Raw genomic sequence first — 19975 nt, 5'->3', positions numbered from 1 at the left:
CCGCGGCAGCCAGGGAATGCTCAGGCACACATGAAAGACCATCCCGAACTCTACGTAAGGTCCCCTGTTCTTTTCCGACTTACGGCCATCGGTCTGATGCTGTCCATGCTCGCCATGGGAGCACTGGCGGTGTACGCCTTATGGACGGATATTGTACCCCTCTACGGCCGGATCTACCGTAATGCGCCGGTCGTGGAAACCCCGCTCAAAGCTTTCTTCATGATTGCATTCATTCCCCTAGGGCCTTGCCTGATCGTTGGTAGCCTGATCGCCGCATGGACCGGTCGAAAGTTTGACCCACTGAAAACCTCTTGGCTGCATGGGTTCCAGCTACGCTCGCTGCAACTGACGGTTGTGCTGATGGTTATCGTCGCACCGACAACGATTACGCTGACCACAGCAACGCTTTCGGCAAAGGGCTACTGGTCGTGCCCGAAGCTCAGGATCTCGGGCTCCGGTTGGCAGATGTTCTGGGTTAACGATGAACGCGTGTGCTTCAAGCCGGATCATTACATCAACGACAATTGGCCATGTAAGGCAATCAATGGCAGAGACGTTTGCGTACAGGTCGATGGTCGCTGAGTTGGATGCAACCGGCTGCGCCGGTGTTCGCGGGCAATCCCGCACCTACCCGCACCTACCCGCACCTACTAGCATCGCGCTAGCTATCGCTTTTGCACAAACAGTTACCCCGCTGGATGCGACGAAACTCGTCGCAGGGCCATCATCCTGACGCGCTTCCCCAACCCCGCAACGCGCAGGCGGCCAGCGCACAAAATGAGAACTGATTCACTTTTTGAAAAAAACTTTTGCCAATGATTTTCATCTCTTCCCAGCCCCTTTCGCACCCAGTCTTTAGGGCTTAACCCCCAATTCCTGCGACCAAGACCACTGTCAATATCACAGCGCCATTATTGCGCAGCGTCGTAAAACAGGGAAAAAATCGCCACCCTCGCCGGAACTTCTTCCCCAGCGAGGTGCCCTACTCGGCATTGCTGGCAACACAATATTCATGTGCCAGCACTCAGATTTGCCGCAGCCGATGGCTCAATTTCAGGTCGACGCCACTGGCGTTCAGGACGATCAAGCAGGCACATGGACGCGATGTACCGATGACACAATCATTCGATGTCGAAGCACTGATCAAGCTGCGCAGCCAGACGCGGGCGATCTCCGATGCGCTGAAGGCGCAGGCGGCGGATTACCTTGCCACCGTGGCACCGCTGATCCGTCCGCAAACCCTGTTTGGCGAATACCTGCAAGGCGCCCAGCGCAGCAGCGGGCGCGAAACCCAGGGCCACTTCCAGGCCCTGGTCGAACTCTACGAGCGTATCGGCTCGGCCGCGCCGTTCCAGCTGGTCACCGAGCTGGAAGTACCGCTGAACCTGATCAGCACCACCCCCGAACTGTTCCCGCTGGAATACGACAAGGTCCTCGAACAGAGCGGCCAGACCATCCGTATCACCAGCCCAACCCGCTGGGTAGTGGGCTTCCACGCCTTCGACCTGGCGCGGTTTCGCAATGTCATCAAAGACCACAACCGCAGCAGCGCCGAGCTGTACCGCTTCGTGGTGCACTACCTCGTGCTGTTCTACTGCCTGAGCAAGTCGCCTGGCCTGGGCCGGCTGTTCGAAGGCCTGCGCTACGGGCTGAGCTTCGAACGCCTCAAAGGCTTTGGCGACCTGCCGTTCTGCGTCATCAGCTCACCGGTGCGCTCGGAACTTCCCGACGATTCGGTCATCCGTAGCAGCACGCAAATTGCCGGCAACACCAGCTTCGAAGAACTGGTGGGCCGCGACAACATTCTGGAAATGAACGACGACATCCGTCAGCGCCTGCTGCTGACGATCGAAGGACTGTAACCCGCAGGGCCCCACACCGGGCCGCGCAATGATTCGCAGCGAACTGCTAGCACTGGAGAACACGATGGCGAAGAAGGAAAGCACCCAGCACAAACTCGACCGCGTCCGCGCGCCGCGGGTCCATATCACCTACGACGTGGACATCGGCGATGCCATCGAGAAAAAGGAGCTGCCCTTCGTCGTCGGCGTACTGGGCGACTTTTCCGGCAACCCGCTGGAGCCGCTGCCCAAGCTCAAGGACCGCAAGTTCGTCTTCATCGACCGGGACAACTTCAACGGTGTGCTCAAGGGCATCAAGCCACGCCTGACCTACCGGGTCGACAACACCCTGGCCAAGAACGGCACCCAGCTGGGCGTGGAGCTGAACTTCAACAGCCTTGAAGACTTCGAGCCACAGAACGTGGTCAAGCAGGTCGAGCCGCTGCGCAAGCTGCTTGAAGTGCGCAACAAACTGGCCGACCTGCGCAACAAGATGGGCGGCAACGACAAGCTCGAAGAGCTGCTGATGGACGTGCTGCAGAACACCGAAAAACTCAAGACCCTGGGCAAGGAATTCGGCCGTGAAGCCGAAGTGAAAGACCCATCCAGCAGCGATCGCGCCTGAGCAGGAGCCCGAACATGACCGACAAGCAAACCGCACCGCAACAGGCCGGCGAACTGGTCGAAGTAGAAAACTTCGCGCCACAGCCCTCACTGCTGGACAGCATCATTTCGCAAAGCCGCGTAGCCCGTTCCGACACCGAGCGCAACCGCACCCGCGACCTGATTGGCGAATTGGTGAACCAGGTGCTCGAAGGTGAGATGACGCCGAGCAAGGACCTGATCGCCGTGCTCGACTCGCGTATCGCCGAGATCGATTCGATGCTCTCCGAGCAGATGAACGAGATCATGCACGCCCGCGAGTTCCAGCAGCTGGAAGCCTCCTGGCGCGGCCTGAAATACCAGGTAGACCAGACCGAAACCAGCACCACGCTGAAGATCCACCTGCTCAACGCCTCGAAGAAGGACCTGGTACGCGACCTGAAGGCCGCCAGCGAATTCGACCAGAGCGCGCTGTTCAAGAAAGTCTACGAAGAAGAATACGGCACTTTCGGTGGCGCGCCGTTCGGTATGCTGATCGGTGACTACGAGTTCAACCGCAACCCCGAAGACATGTACCTGCTGGAAGAGATCTCGCACGTGGCAGCGTCGGCGCATGCACCGTTCATCTCCGCCGCCTCCCCCGAGCTGTTTGGCTGGGACTCGTTCACCGAGATGTCCGCCCCGCGTGACCTGGCAAATCTCTTCGACACCGTCGAATACGCCAAGTGGAAGTCGTTCCGCGCCTCGGAAGACTCACGCTACGTCGGCCTCACCCTGCCCCACGTGCTCGGCCGCCTGCCATATGGCCCTGATACCACGCCGGTGGAAGAATTCAACTTCGTCGAAAGCGTCGACGGCCGCGACCACAACAAGTACCTGTGGATGAACGCCGCCTATGCCCTCGGCACCCGCGTCACCGATGCCTTCGCCCGCTACGGCTGGTGCGTGGCCATCCGCGGCGTAGAAGGTGGCGGCCTGGTCGAAGGCTTGCCAACCCATACCTTCAAGACCGACGACGGCGAAATCGCCCTCAAGTGCCCGACCGAGATCGCCATCACCGACCGCCGCGAAAAAGAGCTGTCGGACCTGGGCTTCATTCCCCTGGTGCACTGCAAGGGCACCGACTACGCCGCGTTCTTTGGCACCCAGTCGGCGCAGAAGCAAAAGCAATACAACACCGACATCGCCAACGCCAACGCACGCCTGTCGGCCCAGCTGCAGTACATCTTCGCCACGTCGCGCATCGCCCATTACATGAAGGCAATCATGCGCGACAAAATCGGCAGCTTCGCCTCGCGCATGGACGTGGAGCGTTTCCTCAACCAGTGGCTGGCCAGCTACGTGCTGCTGGACGACACCGCCAGCCAGGAGGCCAAGGCCAAGTTCCCGCTGCGCGAAGCCCGCGCCGAGGTGTTCGAGGTACCAGGCAAGCCAGGCGTGTACAAGGCTGTAACCTACCTGCGCCCGCACTACCAGCTCGACGAACTGACCGCCTCGCTGCGCCTGGTCGCCGAACTGCCTCAAGGGGCGCGCGGCTGACAAGCCGGTGTGTACAGGGATGACACATGAGTAACCAGGCCCGCCTGCTGCCCTCGCTGCTCGACCGACTGCTGGACGACCGTCCGTTCCAGTCGGCCGAGCCGGCCGCGCAGCGCACCTGCTCGCTGGCCGAGTACAAAGCCAGCATCGTCCGTGACCTTGAGGTGCTGGTGAATACCCGCCAGTCCCTGGTCGCCGAAGAGCTCGACGGCTTCAGCCAGCTCGGTGGTTCCATCCTTGAATACGGCATGCCCGACTTCATCAGCCGCAGCGTGCTCGACCCACATGACCGCCGCCTGATCCAGCAACAGCTGGAGCGGGCGATCAGTACCGGAGACCGGCGTTTCCGCCGGGTCCGTGTGCAGCTGTTGGCCCAGCAGAATGGCCACCGCATGTTGACCTTCCGCGTGGACGCCGTATTGCGTCTGCAGGACATCAGCCGCCAGGTCTCTTTCGACGCCGTGCTGCAGGTCAACACCCAGGAATACAAAGTGCAGAACCTCAACTGATGCTCGACGAACTGCTGCCCTACTATGAAAAGGAACTGTCGCACCTGCGCTTCCTCGGCCAGGAGTTTGCCGCGCAGTACCCGAAAATCGCTTCGCGCTTGCTGATCGAGGGCGACAACTGCGAAGACCCGCACACCGAGCGCCTGATCGAGGCGTTCTCGTTCCTTTCTGCGCGGGTGCACAAGAAGCTCGATGACGAGTTTCCGGAAATCGTCGAATCCTTCCTTGAGGTGCTGTACCCGCATTACCTGCGCCCTACCCCCTCGATGTCGATTGCCGAGCTGAGCCTGGGCAGGCACGAGAAAGTCTCCGAAGCGTACCGGGTGGCGCGCCATACCGAGATGCATGCCAACGCCATAGAGGGCGTGGTGTGCAAGTTCCGCACGTGCTACCCGGTAGAGCTGTGGCCGATTGCCGTGCAACAGGCCTCGTTCGTCGAAATGGAACGTTCGGCCTTCAACGGCCACAGTGCCGACCTGGTCGCACACCTGCGTATCCGCCTTGCAGCCACCGGCGATGCTCTGTTCGGGCAGATGCAAATGGACCGCCTGCGGTTTTTCCTCGACGGCGAAGCAACGCTCATGCTGCACCTTTACGAATTGCTGTTCAATAACCTGGCCAAGGCGACCTTGAGCTTCAACGACGAGGGCCGCAGCCGTGAGGTCGCACTGCCCGTCGATGCCCTCAAGGCCGTAGGCTATGCCCGCGACGAAGGCCTGGTTGACTACTCGGAGCGCTCGTTCCTCGGTTACCGGCTGCTGCACGAATATTTCACGTTCCCCGACAAGTTCATGTTCTTCGACCTCAGTGGCTTTGCCCGCATTCTGCAGGGCAAGGCCATCGAGCAGGTCGACATCAATTTCTATTTTTCCGACTACGACCTTGGCGAGCGACTGGCGCGGTTGACCCAGAATATCGGGCGCAACAACTTCAAGCTCAACTGCACGCCCATCATCAACCTGTTCCGCCAGCAAGCCGAGCCGATCAAACTGACCCACACCCAGCACGAGTATCCGGTCACCCCGGACACCCGGCTGCACAACGCAGCAGAAGTGGTATCCATAGACCGTGTGCGTCGGGTTCGTAAACTGGGGGGCACCGACCAGGTTGCCACTTGCCAGCCGTTTTTCGAGCCGCGAGGCGAGCAAGACCCGCACAGCAGCTTCTGGGTTGCCCGGCGGCGCGCCCAGGGTGACGCCACTGCCATGAGCATTCGCGTGGTCGACCGCGACCTGGAGCTGATCAGCGCCAGCAGCGACACCCTCAGCATCGCCCTCACCTGCAGCAACCGCGATGTGCCGCTCATGCTCCCGTTCGGCGGCGAGCGTGGCGATTTCAACATTCCCGCCAACTCGGTAATCAAGGATATCCGTTGCCTGCGCAAGCCCACCGCCACGGTGCGCGTGCCATTGGGCAAAGGCTTGATATGGCGCCTGATCGCGCACCTGTCGCTGAACCATATGTCACTGGTCAGCCAAGGCCGTGAAGTGCTGCTGGAGCTGTTGTCGCTTTACAACTACCGCAACGTCTCGGCCATCCGCAAACAGATCAACGGCATCAAGGCCATCAACAGCGAGCCGGTAGTTGCGCGTATCGGCCATCCGCGGCCGAACTTCGTGCGGGGCGTGGGCATTACCCTCACCCTCGACGAGCACCAATTCACCGGCAGTGGCGTGTTCCTGTTCGGCATGGTGCTGGACCACTTCTTCGGCCAGTACTGCTCGATGAACAGCTTCACGCAACTGACCCTGCGCACCCAACAACGAGAAAAGAGAGTCGTCCAATGGCCAGCACGTACTGGCGATCAGCCCCTGGTCTGATCGATCAGGCCCGAGCCGAGCCGCACCGATTCGAATTCTTTCAATTGGTGCGCCTGCTCCGCCTGCACTACAGCCGCACCGGACGCATGGACCTGGCAACCCGGCCCCACGAAGACCCGCTGCGTTTCCGTACTCAGCTGTCGCTGGCGTTTCCGGCCAGCGAAGTCAGCGACCTGCACTTCGAGCACGCAGGCAAGGTCTCGCCGGCCGGCCTGCCACTGTCGGAAGTGCAGGTTACCTTCATGGGCCTGGTCGGGCCTTCAGGCGTGCTGCCGCGTCCGTACACCGAGTTGCTGCTTGAGCGCCATGTGCAGTTTCGAGACGATGCCGCTCATGCCTTTCTCGACATTTTCTCGCACCGCATGACCACGCTGTTCTACGAGGCCTGGCAAAAATACAAATTCCATATCGAGCACGAGCGCACTGGCAGCTCGGGCTTCGATGGCTACCTGCTCAACCTGGTGGGCCTCGGCCCGCGGGCGCAGAAGCTCAAGTTTGAAGAACAACCGTCAGCATTGCGTCGGGAGCTGTTCAGCTATTTTGCCGGCCTGCTCAGCCAGAAGCCGCGCAATGCGCTGAACCTCGAGCGCATGCTCGGCTTCTATTTCTCGCTGCCGATCCACGTCAAGCAGTTTGCCGGGCGCTGGTTGCACCTGCCGCCTGAGCAGCGCACCCAGCTTGGCCGGCGCAACGCCCAGCTTGGCCACAGCGCCGTTGCTGGCAAGCGGGTGTGGGACTACCAATCGTGCATTCGCATTGAGCTGGGCCCACTGAGCCTGGCCGATTACCAGCGCTTCCAGCCTGGTACCGAGTGCTATCGCAAACTGGTCGAGCTGGTGCGCTTCTATATAGGTGCCGGCCTGGACTTTGAAATCGCCCCGCGCCTCAAGCGCGAGGCGGTACCGTGCGCCCGGCTCGGCCGCAACGGCAATGTCGCGTTGGGCTGGCTCGGCTGGCTCAAACGCCCTGGCCGTGACGCGGAGCCTTCGCGTTGCGCCGTTTTCCATATTCCTTACGATGGGGTCGCCTTGTGAACCTGAAGTCGCTGTTCGCCAAGCTCAACGAAACCAGCCGCACGGCCACCGAAAGCGCAGCGGCCCTTTGCCTGTCAGAGCACCACTACGATGTCGAGGTGGAACACCTGCTGCTGCAGTTGCTCGACACCGGTGACAATGACCTGGCCCCGATCCTGCGCCACTATGAGGTGGTCGCCGAGCGCCTGCAGGCGCAGCTGGTCACCGCCCTGGGCACGTTCAAGAAAGGCAATACCCGCACCCCGGCGCTGTCGCCGCACATTACCCGCATGATCGAGCAGGCCTGGCTGCTGGCGTCGATCGAGTATGGCGTCGGCCAGGTGCGCAGCGGCCACCTGCTGCAAGCCCTGCTCGACGACGCCGAACTGCGCCGGGTGGTCGTTGCCTCGGCGCCGGAGCTGGAAAAAATCAATGCCAACGACTTGCGCCTGAACCTCGCCGCGCTCGTCGAAGGCAGCGCCGAATCCCGCCAGGCAAGCGCCCTGGCCAGCCCGGCGGCAGCGGTGGCCAACAGCAGCAAGGCAGGCGGCAAGACCCCTGCGCTGGACCAGTACACCGTCAACCTCACCCAAAGTGCACGCGAAGGCCGCATCGACCCAGTGCTGGGCCGTGAGTTCGAAGTGCGGCAGATGGTCGACATCCTCACCCGCCGCCGGCAGAACAACCCGATTCTCACCGGTGAAGCCGGCGTGGGCAAAACCGCCGTGGTCGAAGGCCTGGCCCTGCGCATCGCCCAGGGCGACGTGCCAGCTGTGCTCAAGAACGTTGCCGTGCATACCCTCGACCTTGGCCTGCTGCAAGCCGGCGCCGGGGTAAAGGGTGAGTTCGAAAACCGCCTGAAGGCGGTCATCGAAGAGGTCAAACGCAGCATGCACCCGATCATCCTGTTCATCGACGAAGCCCACACCCTGATCGGCTCTGGCGGCCAGGCCGGGCAGAACGACGCTGCCAACCTGCTCAAGCCGGCGTTGGCGCGTGGCGAACTGCGCACCATCGCCGCCACCACCTGGGCCGAATACAAGAAGTACTTCGAGAAGGACGCCGCCCTCGCCCGCCGCTTCCAGGTGGTAAAGGTCGAAGAGCCTGACGAGGACAAGGCCATTCACATGTTGCGCGGGCTGCTGGGCAAGATGCGCGAGCACCACAAGGTGGCGGTGATGGACGAAGCGCTGGTGCAGGCGGTGCGCCTGTCCAGCCGCTACATCACCGGGCGCCAACTGCCTGACAAGGCGGTCAGCGTGCTCGACACCGCCTGTGCGCGCATTGCCCTGGCACAATCGTCGCAGCCTGGCTTGCTGGAAGACTGCCGTCGACAGATCGACAACCTGCAGGCAGAAATTGACGTGCTTGGCCACGAAGCCGGCAAGGGCCACGACCATGCCCGCCGCCTGGGTGAGCTGCAGGCCAGCCTGCAGGCCAAACAGCAGCAGGAACAGCAATTGAACGAGCAGTGGCAGCAAGAGCTGGCGCTGGTCGAACAGCTCAAGGCGCTGGATGCCGCCAACGACGCCGATGCCGGGCAGCTCAATAGCCTGCGCGCCGAACTGGTTCGCGTACAAGGCGACCAGCCACTGGTGCACGCGCTGGTCGACAGCGGCGCCATCGCCCAGGTCATCAGCGGCTGGACCGGCATCCCGCTGGGCAAGATGCTGCGTGACGAAATCGACACCGTACAGCGCCTGCCCGCCCTGCTCGGCGAGCGCGTGCTGGGCCAGGACCATGCCCTGCACGAAATCGGCAAGCGCATCAAGATTTCCCGGGCGCGCATGGAAGACCCGAACAAGCCGATCGGTGTGTTCCTGCTGCTCGGCCCCAGCGGCGTCGGCAAGACCGAAACCGCCCTGGCCCTGGCAGATACCCTGTACGGCGGCGAGCGCAACCTGATCACCATCAACATGTCCGAATACCAGGAGGCCCACACCGTGTCGAGCCTCAAGGGCTCGCCACCCGGCTACGTCGGCTATGGCGAAGGCGGCGTGCTGACCGAGGCGGTGCGCCGCAAACCGTACAGCGTGGTGCTGCTCGACGAGGTTGAAAAAGCCCACCCGGACGTGCTCGAACTGTTCTTCCAGGTATTCGACAAGGGCGTACTGGACGACGGTGAAGGCCGCGAAATCAATTTCCGCAACACGGTGATCATCCTCACCTCGAACACTGGCACCGAGCGCATCATGCAGACCTGCCTGAATGCCACCGAGCTGCCCACGCCGCAGGCCATCGTCGAAGGCCTGCGCGACGAACTCAATCATGTGTTCAAGCCGGCCTTCCTTGGCCGCCTGAGCATCGTGCCGTTCTACCCGGTGCAGGACCAGATCCTGGAGCGCATCGTCGCCCTCAAGCTCGCGCGCATCGCCAAGCGCTTCGCCCGCAACCACCAGGCCGAACTGAGCTACGACGAGGCGCTGGTCAAAGCCATTGCTGCGCGCTGCACCGAGGTCGACAGCGGTGCGCGCAATATCGACAACATTCTGTCCCAGACCTTGATGCCCGAACTCGCCCAGCGCGTGCTCGAACGCATGGCCCAGGACACGCCCATCGAACGCCTGGTGATCGAATTGGGCAGCGATGGCGACTTCGCCTATCGCCTGGCCTGATCAACGACCGGAGGTTTAGCCGTCATGCAACGCAAGCACACAGCCCTCAAACGCCTGACCACCGCCGCCCTGCTGCTGGCGCTGGCCGGGTGTGGGGTTACCGACCGAATCGGCAAACGCATGGAGGACAGCTGGGCTGCCGACATGCTGGCCGACAGCGAAAAGGTCATCCTGACCTCTGATGGCGGCAACCAGCTCAACCCTGATGCCGAGGGCAAGCCACTGTCGGTGGTGATGCGCGTGTACCAGCTGACGGACCTCGAGCGCTTCGCCGCGACCGATGCCGAGACCCTTTGGGATACCCCGCAAAAGGCACTGGGCAACACCTTGGTGGAAGCACGCGAGATCACCCTGCTGCCGGGCATCGGCCAGATCGACCAATGGCCGCTGGCCAAGAATGCTCGCTACGTTGGTGTGGCGGCGTTCTTCCGCGATGAACAAGGCGCGCGCTGGAAAGTCGCTTTCGACGCCAACTCGCTGCGCAAGGACGGCATCTGGTTCTCCTCCGACGGCCTGCGGGTACTGGTGGACAAGACTGAAATCAGCGCCATGCGTGGCGTGGATGTGCTGAACAAACCACCCACCGCCGACCAGCTCGCGGCTGCGCAAAAGGCCAACGACGCTGACCCGACCCTGACGGACAAGGTGCAGGGCGCAGTTATCGAAAAAGCCTCCGACGCCGCAGGCCAGTCGGCCAGCAACGCCATGGATTCAACCTTCAACTCTTTAGTGGATAGCGTCAAATGAGCAAGCAGAGCCGGGTGATGTGGTCGGAAGGCATGTTCCTGCTGCCCCAGCACTTCCAGTACCAGGACGAGTTCCACCAGCACCAGTTGGCTGAGGCGACCCTGCGCAGTACCCCGTTCCATTGGGGGGTACAGGCGCTGCAGGTCGACGAGGACGCCCTGGCCAACGGTACGCTGCAGCTCAAACGCCTGAAGCTGGTGTTCCCAGATGGCAGCCTGTACGACGCTCCGCAGCACGACCCGCTGCCTGCCGCACGCGACCTCAAAGACCTGCTCAAGGCCAATGACCTCAAAGTCTATGCCGCACTCAAGCTGCCTGAGCCCTTTGGCCTCAATTACGTCGAAGATGGCCACGAACACAAGGCTGCGCGGCGTTTTCGCAAACAGTTCGACACCCTGCCAGACCTTAACGAAGGCGAACTGGAGAACGAAATTACCAGCCTGCGCCTGAACGTGGTAATGCTGGTCGACGGTGACAGCCTCGACGGTTACACCCATTGTCCATTGGCCAAGCTGACCCGCAACAGCATGGGCGGCTTCAATATTGACCCGCATTTCGTCCACCCTACCCTGCACCTGGGTAGCCACGAAACCATTGTCGGCCTCGGCAAGCGCCTGCTCGGCGCCCTGCAGGCCAAAAGCAAGGCACTGTCCGGCCGGCGACGTGAGCGCGCCGACCAGATCGCCGAGTTCGGGTCCAGCGACGTCACCCTGTTCTGGTTGTTGAACACGGTCAACCGTGCCCACCCGCAGTTAGCTCATCTGCTGGCTCACCCGCGCCTGCACCCGGAGCGCCTGTACCTGTTCCTCGCCGACCTGGCTGGCGGGCTGCTGACCTTCACCCTGGACACTCAGTTAAGCGATATCCCTGAGTACGACCATCAAGACCCTGCAGCATCATTGGTGAAACTGGACGAGATGATCCGGGTAATGCTCGACAACGTCGTGCCCAACCAATGTATCGTCATCAACCTTACCCAGACCAAACCGTCGCATTGGCAAGGCCAGTTGCACGATCCACGCCTGGCCGAGGCGGACTTCTATATTGCCGTGCACGCCGACATGCCCGGCGCCAGCCTGCTGGAGCTGGTGCCCCGGGCGTTCAAGGTCGGCTCACCGGAAGACATCGAAGTGGTGGTCAACAGCGCCATGCCTGGTGTCACCCTCAATCATGCCGCCCGGCTGCCGAACGCGATTCCGGTACGCCTGGACAACCAGTACTTCGCCATCGAGCCGCACGGCAATGTGTATGAGCGAATGATCAATGCCCAGGCTATCTGCTTCTATGCGCCCAGCGCCTTTACCAACCTCAAGCTCGAACTGATGGCGGTGCTCAAATGACCGAAGCCGTATTGCAACAGGGCGCCGTCGCGGCCGCCAATGACAAACCGACACTCAAGGACCTGGTCCAGGACTTCATCAGCATGGCGCTGATCGTGCGTCGCGGGCGGCAGGTCACCTCGGTGCAGGCTTTCGAGGGCAGCGTCGAGCGCTTTTTCAACAACCTGGAGCGTGATGCCCGCGCCGCCAACTACAGCGTCGAGCAGGTCAAGGACACCCAATACGCACTGTGCGCTTTCCTCGACGAAAGCGTACTGCGCTCAGGCGACAACGAACTGCGCCGGCACTTTGAACTGCAGCCGTTGCAGTTCCGCTATTTCGGCGTGCACCTGGCCGGTGAAGGCTTCTTCGAGAAAGTGGATGCGCTACGTGCCGACGTCAAGCAGAACATCGACGTGCTCGAGGTCTACCACCTGTGCCTGGCCCTGGGCTTCGAGGGCAAGTTCAGCCTCGGCCAGAAAGACCAGCTGCGTTACCTGGCCAATACCTTGGGCCAGGATATCGCCCGTTACCGCAAGGCGCCCAAAGCCCTGTCACCGGACTGGGCCCTGCCCGACCAGGTGTCGCAGATGCTGCGCCATGAAGTGCCGCTGTGGGTGTATCTGGCGCTGATCGCGCTGGTCTGCATCGCCGTGTACCTCACGCTCGACTGGTTGCTGGACAAGGACGTCGCCGCCCTGTCCGAACAAATCCGCCAGCTGTTCAGTGCCTGAGCACACGTCAGGTAGCCGAGTCAGGAAGACATGAAAACATTACTGCGTCTGTTGAAGAGTTTCTGGGTGCTGCTGCCATTGCTGTGGCTGGCCAGCCTGTTGATTTGCTGGCTGGCCGCGCCGCTGGTGCCGTGGCTGCGTCATCACGTGCCGGAAGCGCTGGCAATCATCAGTGCCTGCTTCCTGCTGGTGATTGTGCTGCGCCAATATCAGCGCATCCGTGCCGAGCACAACCTCGAGAACCTGCTGCAAATCGAGGTCGACCGCTCGTGGAATGCCACCGGCGAGTTCCGTGACCAGCAGGTGCTGCGCGAACGCCTGAAGCACGCCATCGCCATGCTGCGCACCGACCGCTCTGCCGGAGGCGGCGGCAAGGCCGCGCTGTCCGATCTGCCCTGGTACCTGGTGGTTGGCATGTCGGCTGCGGGCAAGACTTCGCTGCTGACCCATTCCGGCCTGTCGGCCAGCATTGCCACGGCAAACGACAGTGAAAGCGGTACCCAGCACTGCGACTGGTACTTCAGCCCCGATGCCGTGATGATCGATACCGCCGGGCGCTACCTGCGCGACGACCAGTCGGCCAGCGAGTTCTCGGCCTTTCTGCGGATGCTGCGCAAGCAGCGCGGCAAGGCGGCGATCAATGGCCTGGTCCTGGTGGTCAGCCTGCCCGAGTTACTGGCGGCCAACAGCGATGAGCGCAATGCACTGGCCAACCAGTTGGTGGCACGGGTCGAAGAGTACGCCGAATGCCTGGGCGCCAACCCGCCGATCTACCTGATGCTGAGCAAGACCGACCAGTTGCCGGGGTTCAGCCAGGCATTTGAGGGCCTCGACCTGCACGAACGCCAGCAGCCGCTGGGGATGACCTTTGGCCTGTCGGAAATCCGCAACAATGGCCTGCACGCCGTGCTGCAAACGCGGCTGAAAAACCTGCAAGGCCGTATTCGCCAGCACGTCGACGCACAGATGATCGCCCTCGGTGCCGAAGCCGATAGCACCCTGTTGAACTTCCCGCAGTATTTCGCCGCCCTCAGTGAAGTGCTCGAACCCTTCCTTGACCACTTCACCCAGGGCCATCGCGGTGGTAATCCGCTATTGCTGCGGGGCCTGTACTTCACCAGTGCGCTGCAGACCGGGCAGCAGCTGGGGCAGGTTTATGAAGACGTCATCGCCGATGAGTTCGCCCTGCAGGCGGCCTACGACGAGCGGGTCGAAAGCACCACCAAGGCCGTCGGTAACCGCAGCTACTTCATCACCGACACCTTCCGCCGGGTGATCTTCCCGGACCGCGACCTGACTTTGTACCAGTCGCGCCAGGGCAGCCAGGCCGCGTTCAGCCCTCTGTTACTAGGCCTGGCCGTCGCCACGGGGGTTGCGTTCATCGGCTGGCAGGCTCTGTCGTTCATCAACAACCGGCAATGGCTCGAAGGCCTGCGCGGGCAACTGGCGCAGATCGAACAAGCGCAGGAGCGCGAGCAACTGCTGGCTGCCGGCAAGGGGTTGGAAGTGCTGCGCGAACAGATGTCGATCGTCGAAGCCCATCGCCTGCAAGGTGTCCCGCTGCAATTGGCTGCCGGCCTTTACCATGGCGAAGCGATCCACCAGGTGAGCAGCGCCGCTTACCTGGCACAATTGCGCAGCCAGGCGCTGGAGCCGATCGCCCGCAGCCTGCAAGTGCAGATGCGCGCGTTCAACACCTTTGCCAATGGCATCAACCAGGCCCTGGAGTTCACCCCGGCGCCGCAGCCTAAAAAACGCAGCGCCAAGGCAATCGCCGCTGCCGTGGCCGCCAAGGCCGCAGCAGTCGACACCCGCCTGGGCGCCTACGCCGCCAAGGTCAACCTGGCCACGGCCAGCGATGCTGCCGAGCTGTCTGCCACTACCGGCGGCCTGTCGTTGTCCGAAGAAATGCTTGGCCGGCTGAACGAACAACAGGTGGCCTCGATCATCGAGGCCTACAACACACTCAAGCTGTACCTGCTGCTGACCGAACCCCAGGCTCACCCGGACCCGGCCTTCGTCGCTGCGAGCCTGCCCCAGGCCTGGGCCGGTGCAGCAGCTGAAGGGTCCCCGGCCGACACCAGGGTAATCAAAGAAAACGTGCCGCTGTACGTGCAACTGCTGGAGCAAGGCCAGGCGCCCGCGCTGCCGCGCAACGAGCAGTTGATCAACGAAACCCGGCAGAACCTCAAGGCATTCATGATCTCCAGCTCCCTGGTCGATCGCGAATACCTGCGCCTGCAACTTGAGTCGAGCCGCCAGTTCCCGGCACTGAGCCTCAACGACCTGGTCCCGCAACCGGGCCGCGCGCTGCTGTACAGCTCCGCTGGGGTACCGGCAATCTACACGCGCCAGGGCTGGGACACGTTCGTCAAGCCCGAGCTGATCAAGCTGGTGTCGGGCAACCTGCGCAACGAGTCGGATTGGGTGCTGGACGGCGAAGGCGGTGATGCCGTCGTGCAAAAAGCCAACTTCGTGCGTGAGTTCATGGCCCGCTACAAGCGCGACTACACCCAAGCCTGGTACAAGATGGTCAGCAGCGTGGGCATGCGCCACTTCGCCGACCTGGCCTCGGCCACCGATCAACTGGGCCTGCTCAGCGACGTGCAGAACTCGCCGGTGAAGAACCTGCTGGCTGCGGTCAATGACAATACCCGGTGGGACCTGCCGATCAACCATGCGATCCCGAGCCCAGGTGCCGCCCGCGATGACGGCTTCTGGAGCAAGGTCACCGGCCTGTTCGATGCCAATGACGCCCTGCCCGCCAACGTCGCCCCGGCCCTGCCGGCGGTGGATGACGGCAGCCTGGCCAAGCGTTTCGAGCCGGTGGCGCGGGTGTTCGCCGAGAACAACGCAGAAGGCGCCGACAGCACCATCATGGACCGCTACCTGGCTGCGCTGCGCAAGCTCAAGGTGCGCATGAACAACATCCAGCGCTCGCAGGATGTGGGCAAGGGCAGCAAGCAGTTGATCAGCGAGACCCTGGAAGGCCAGCCGAGCGAAGTCACTACCGTACGCAATTATGTGGAAGGCAGCGTCGATACCAGCCAGGACGGCCTGTCCCGCTCCTTGCAGGGGCTGTTCAGCCTGCCCATCCAGTACGCCTGGGCCACCCTGCGCGACCCGGCCGGCCAGCAAATCGCCAAGGCCTGGGCACAGCAGATCGCCAAACCGTGGGAACAGGTCATGGCGCACCGTTACCCCATTGCCGGTGGCAGCAACAACGAAGCGTCGGTGAAAGACCTGCAGCGCTTCGTCGACCCGCAAAGCGGCCTGCTCCCGGCGTTCAAGCGTAACGAAATCGGCAACCTGGCCGGCGGTGAAGGCCTGGGCGTGGGCGACAGCAAGGGGCCAGCGCTGGTCAACCCCGGCATGCTCAACAGCATCGACAAGGCCAGCTCGGTGGGCCAGGTGATCGCCAGCCTCTCGGACCGTGACAACGGCTTTGAGATCATGCTGGAGCCTTCGGCCAACTTCACCGACATCGTGTTCACGCTCGATGGCCAGGAACAGCACTACCGCAACGGACGCAGCAGTTGGAACCGCTTTGCCTGGCCGGCCACCAGCAACGCCCCCGGCGCACGCCTGGACGTGGTTACCCTGAGCGGCGCACGGCTTACCGTGTTCGACTTCCCGGGCCGATGGGGCCTTCTGCGCATGAACGAAAGCGCCCGCGTCGACGACCTGGACGGCATTCAGCAACGCTTTAGCTGGAACACCGCCAGTGGCCGCGTGAGCCTTGTTGTACGCAACTTCGGTGGGGTCAAGCTGACCGATCTGGGCAACGTCAAGGCCCTGAGCGCCCTCAACGACAGGGGCGCGCAATGATCGGTTGCTTCGGCAAGCTACCGACGAGCGCGGACTTCGTCAGCCTGCACGGCGCGACGGAGGAAGCCTGCGAGTTCGACGCCTGGTTGCAATCATCGCTGGTGGCCATGCGCCACCGCGATGACTGGCAAGCGTTGTTCGACACGCTGCCGATGTGTTTCTTCAACTACCGCGCACGCAACGGCAACTGGCTGCTGGGCGGCCTGCTCAGCTCGCGCGATGCCAGCCAACGGCGCTACCCGTTCTTCATCTTCCAGCTGATCAAGGGCGAGGAAGGCATTGCAGGGGTCAACCCGTTCACCCTTGGCGAACTGTTCACCGCGCAGATCAAGCCTTTGCTGCATCAGGCCGTGCAAGGTGCCGATTGCGCCAGTCTGTTCGAACGGATCAAGGCCTTGCGCCCGCTGCAGGGCCAGGACCTGGACCTGTTCCGCCGGGTCCATGCCAAGTTCCTGCACGACTTCAGCTTTGCTGATGTCGCCCGAGCCCTGCACGGTTCGTGGCCGGGCTTCGACAGCGCCACCGCGCTCGCTCACCTGAAAAACAGCAGGGGCTCGCTGCACGGCGACTTTGCGGGCGGCATTGAATTGCCACTGCCGGCAGAACGCGGCCTTAAAAATCCTGTTGCCGATCTGTGGCTGACCTGGCTGACACGCATGAGCGGTAGCCCTGGCGTGCCGGCGGTAAGCCTGTTGGCCGATGATTTCATGCACCCGCGCCTCTACTGCTTCCCGTCGCGCCATGCCAACTGTGCCTACCGACTGCTCAGTGGCTGCGCTGACAAGGGTGAGCACCTGAAATTGCTGGGCCCACTAACAGGTGCGCCACAGCTGCACGATTACGACCGACCTCTTGAACACGTCATCGACCAGTTCGTCGATGCACTGGATGCGACGCCTGTATGAACAAGATCAAGTACTACTGCCTGCGCTACCAACCCTACCTGCTGGGGGTGGCGTTCTTCCTGGCGATTTTCCTGGTCTGGGCCATTGGCCGTGCCTTCGGCTTCGCCTCGCTGCACAGCTTGCTCGCAGGTATCGGAGTGTTTCTGTTGCTGTCAGCGGGCTATGTACTGCTGCTGTACCGCGGTGTCGGCCAGCACCACAACCTCGAAGGCTTGCTGCGTGACGACGCTGACCACGCCGTACTCAGCGCCACCCCGGCCGACCGCGAAGAAGTCAGCCTGTTGCGCGAGCGCCTCCTGCAGAGCATCGAGCGCCTGCACAGCAACAAGCCCCGCGGCGCCTCGGCCAAAGACGCGCTGTATGCCCTGCCCTGGTACCTGGTGATAGGCCAGCCGGCCGCGGGCAAGAGCACCATGATCCTGCAGTCGGGCCTGAACTTCCCCTATGCCGAGCGCGAAGGCGCAAGGGTGGCGGGCTTGGGCGGCACGCGCAACTGCGACTGGTTTTTCAGTTCCGAAGCGGTGCTGCTGGACACCGCCGGGCGCTACATGAACAGCCCGGAAGAAGCCGGCAAATGGCGCGGCTTCCTGCAGCTGCTGCGCCAGCATCGCCAGCGCCGTCCCCTCAACGGGTTGATCGTCAGCGTCAGCATCGACGACATCCTGCATGGCTCGGCCGAGGACCAGGAGCGCGTGGCCAAGCGCCTGCGCGAACGCATCCAGGAAAGCTGCGCCCTGCTCGAAGTGCGCCTGCCCATCTACCTGGTGTTCACCAAGTGCGACCTGATACCCGGGTTTACAGCGTTCTATCGCCAGCTGGACGACGCCTCACGTGGCGAAGTGATGGGCAAAACCTTCTCGCACAAGGGTTACGAACAGGCCGACTGGGGCCAGCGCTTCGGCAAGGCCATGGACGAGCTGACCGGTTACTGGCGGCAGGTGGCAGGCCAGCAGTTGGTGCAACAGGACATTCAGGTAACTCGGCAGAACAACGCTGCTTATCGGTTCCCGCTGGAGCTCGCCGCCCTCAAGCCGCGCTTGCAGCAGTTCGTCGACAGCCTGTTGCGTGCCAACCCGTACCAGAGTGCCGAAATGCTGCGCGGTTTCTATTTCACCGCCGCGCTGCAAGCCGACGAAGCCCAGTGGGGCAGCCACGGCCAGCATGTGGCCGAGCGCTTCGCACTCGAACACGCCGCAGGTGCTGCCGAAGCTGGCAGCCAGCCGGCGCCGCTATTCATCAATAGCCTGTTCCGCAAGGTCATCATCCCCGACCAACACCTGGTTGCGCTGTACACCAGCAACCACCGCGAACGCCGGCGCAAGGCTGGCTGGGTCGGCGCCGCCGGCCTGGTAGCCATTGTGCTGTGCAGCCTGTGGGGCTGGTCGTACCTGAACAACCGCGCCACCCTGGCCAGCATTGCCGGCGAACTGGCCCAGGCCAAGGCCGACGACCAGGCTGCCAGCGGCCAGTACACCGCCTGGCGTAGCCTGGATCGCTTGCGCTTCTGGGCCGCGCACTACTATCAGCAACACCATGAGCAGGGCGTGCCGCTCGGCATGCGCCTGGGCCTGTACCAGGGCCATGAAGTCGAGCCGCTGCTGCGCAGCCGCTACTTCGCCACGTTGCAGAACGTGATGCTCAAACCCACGGCCGACAACCTCACGCGAACCCTTTACCTGTTGACCACGCTCAAGGTCTACCAGCGCAACACCCGCGAGTTGCAGCCGGTGAGCGGTGTTGACAGCGTCGAGGCCGAGGCGCTGCCGCATGACAACCGCGCCCAGTCGATCGCCGATTTCGGCAAGGCCACCCTGGACACCTATGTGATGCTGTCCCCGGCCCAGCGCGAAAAGGCCGACCCGGCGTTCCTCAAGGCGCACCTGCCGGACTACTGGTACCCGGCTATCGCCCGCCACACCGGCCAGCGCATGACCGCAGCCGGCAACGAAGCAGACAGCAACCAGGACTACCTGTACGCAAGCCGGCAGATCACTTTCTATAGCGACCAGATCCGTGAGCCGGATGCGCCACGCATCCTCGACAACGCCTTCCTGATGTCCAGTTCGCGTAACTACATCGACAGCCTGCGGGCCCAGTCGCTGCGCTCGATCGAGACCATCACACTGGAATCCGACACCCTGTTCGCTTTCGGCCGCGCCGACTTCCAGAGCCTTAGAAACGAAGGCCAGGGCCAGCTTAGTGCGATTGCCAGCAAGCTGCTGAACACCCCCAACATCGGCAAGATCGTCATCTCGGGCCACGCCGACCAGTTGGGCGACAGCCAGGGCAACTTGCAGGTTTCGAAACAACGGGCGCAAACCATACGCACCTATCTGGTCGGCAAGGGCGTGCCTGCCGAACTGGTGGTTGCACAAGGCGAAGGGAGCCGCAAGCCATTGGTCAATTGCGACATGCAGCAACCGCGCGCGCAATTGATCAAGTGTCTTGAGCCCAACCGCCGGGTAGAAATCGAAGTGCGTGGTCTCAACTGAGCCATGCCGC

The 19975-nt window shown here is 62.6% G+C and carries 14 protein-coding genes; all 14 read left to right on the top strand.

What is annotated here, in order from left to right; all coding sequences use genetic code 11:
* Positions 1 to 30 precede the first annotated feature (30 nt).
* The 14 genes from SB756_RS06060 to tssM all read left to right on the top strand — a co-directional run bounded on the left by SB756_RS06060 (position 31) and on the right by tssM (position 19965).
* Positions 31 to 582: a hypothetical protein gene (locus tag SB756_RS06060; protein ID WP_410910403.1), complete on the top strand. Its 552-nt coding sequence runs from the start codon at positions 31 to 33 to the stop codon at positions 580 to 582.
* A 530-nt stretch (positions 583 to 1112) separates the two neighbouring features.
* The gene (locus tag SB756_RS06055; protein ID WP_341798784.1) at positions 1113 to 1862 is read left to right on the top strand and encodes a hypothetical protein; all 750 of its coding nucleotides are present in this window, start codon (positions 1113 to 1115) and stop codon (positions 1860 to 1862) included.
* 64 nt (positions 1863 to 1926) lie between these two features.
* Positions 1927 to 2466 carry a type VI secretion system contractile sheath small subunit gene (gene tssB / locus SB756_RS06050; protein WP_012272397.1) on the top strand — a complete coding sequence of 180 codons (540 nt, stop codon included), beginning with the start codon at positions 1927 to 1929 and terminating at the stop codon, positions 2464 to 2466.
* Positions 2467 to 2480: 14 nt separating this feature from the next.
* Positions 2481 to 3983 (top strand): type VI secretion system contractile sheath large subunit, encoded by a 1503-nt coding sequence (gene tssC / locus SB756_RS06045; protein WP_341798783.1) that lies wholly within the window; start codon positions 2481 to 2483, stop codon positions 3981 to 3983.
* A gap of 26 nt (positions 3984 to 4009) precedes the next feature.
* Positions 4010 to 4492 (top strand): type VI secretion system baseplate subunit TssE, encoded by a 483-nt coding sequence (gene tssE / locus SB756_RS06040; RefSeq protein WP_028613918.1) that lies wholly within the window; start codon positions 4010 to 4012, stop codon positions 4490 to 4492.
* On the top strand, positions 4492 to 6312 hold the full coding sequence (tssF, locus tag SB756_RS06035; RefSeq protein ID WP_341798782.1) for a type VI secretion system baseplate subunit TssF: 1821 nt from the start codon (positions 4492 to 4494) through the stop codon (positions 6310 to 6312). The genes tssE and tssF overlap by 1 nt, the downstream gene beginning before the upstream one ends.
* Complete coding sequence (tssG, locus tag SB756_RS06030) at positions 6276 to 7346, top strand: type VI secretion system baseplate subunit TssG (protein ID WP_258651563.1); 1071 nt, start codon at positions 6276 to 6278, stop codon at positions 7344 to 7346. The genes tssF and tssG overlap by 37 nt, the downstream gene beginning before the upstream one ends.
* The gene (tssH, locus tag SB756_RS06025; protein WP_410910402.1) at positions 7343 to 9940 is read left to right on the top strand and encodes a type VI secretion system ATPase TssH; all 2598 of its coding nucleotides are present in this window, start codon (positions 7343 to 7345) and stop codon (positions 9938 to 9940) included. Before tssG ends, tssH begins: the two co-directional genes overlap by 4 nt.
* A 24-nt stretch (positions 9941 to 9964) precedes the next feature.
* Positions 9965 to 10687, top strand: coding sequence for a type VI secretion system lipoprotein TssJ (gene tssJ / locus SB756_RS06020; protein WP_138737720.1), 723 nt, complete (start codon positions 9965 to 9967; stop codon positions 10685 to 10687).
* A complete protein-coding gene (tssK, locus tag SB756_RS06015) occupies positions 10684 to 12027 on the top strand; it encodes a type VI secretion system baseplate subunit TssK (RefSeq protein ID WP_341798779.1) in 1344 nt (447 codons plus the stop codon). The genes tssJ and tssK overlap by 4 nt, the downstream gene beginning before the upstream one ends.
* Positions 12024 to 12740: a type IVB secretion system protein IcmH/DotU gene (gene icmH / locus SB756_RS06010; protein ID WP_341798778.1), complete on the top strand. Its 717-nt coding sequence runs from the start codon at positions 12024 to 12026 to the stop codon at positions 12738 to 12740. Before tssK ends, icmH begins: the two co-directional genes overlap by 4 nt.
* Before the next feature lie 30 nt (positions 12741 to 12770).
* Positions 12771 to 16568, top strand: coding sequence for a type VI secretion protein IcmF/TssM N-terminal domain-containing protein (locus tag SB756_RS06005; RefSeq protein WP_410910401.1), 3798 nt, complete (start codon positions 12771 to 12773; stop codon positions 16566 to 16568).
* Positions 16565 to 17473, top strand: a complete 909-nt coding sequence (gene tagF / locus SB756_RS06000) for a type VI secretion system-associated protein TagF (RefSeq protein ID WP_410910400.1) — start codon at positions 16565 to 16567, stop codon at positions 17471 to 17473. The genes SB756_RS06005 and tagF overlap by 4 nt, the downstream gene beginning before the upstream one ends.
* On the top strand, positions 17470 to 19965 hold the full coding sequence (tssM, locus tag SB756_RS05995; protein ID WP_410910399.1) for a type VI secretion system membrane subunit TssM: 2496 nt from the start codon (positions 17470 to 17472) through the stop codon (positions 19963 to 19965). The genes tagF and tssM overlap by 4 nt, the downstream gene beginning before the upstream one ends.
* Positions 19966 to 19975 lie beyond the last annotated feature (10 nt).

The sequence above is a fragment of the Pseudomonas sp. SIMBA_068 genome, assembly GCF_046534705.1.
Classification (GTDB): Bacteria; Pseudomonadota; Gammaproteobacteria; order Pseudomonadales; family Pseudomonadaceae; genus Aquipseudomonas; species Aquipseudomonas putida.
The sequence above is the reverse complement of the archived record's forward strand: the minus strand, read 5'-3'. Positions and strand labels throughout refer to the sequence as shown.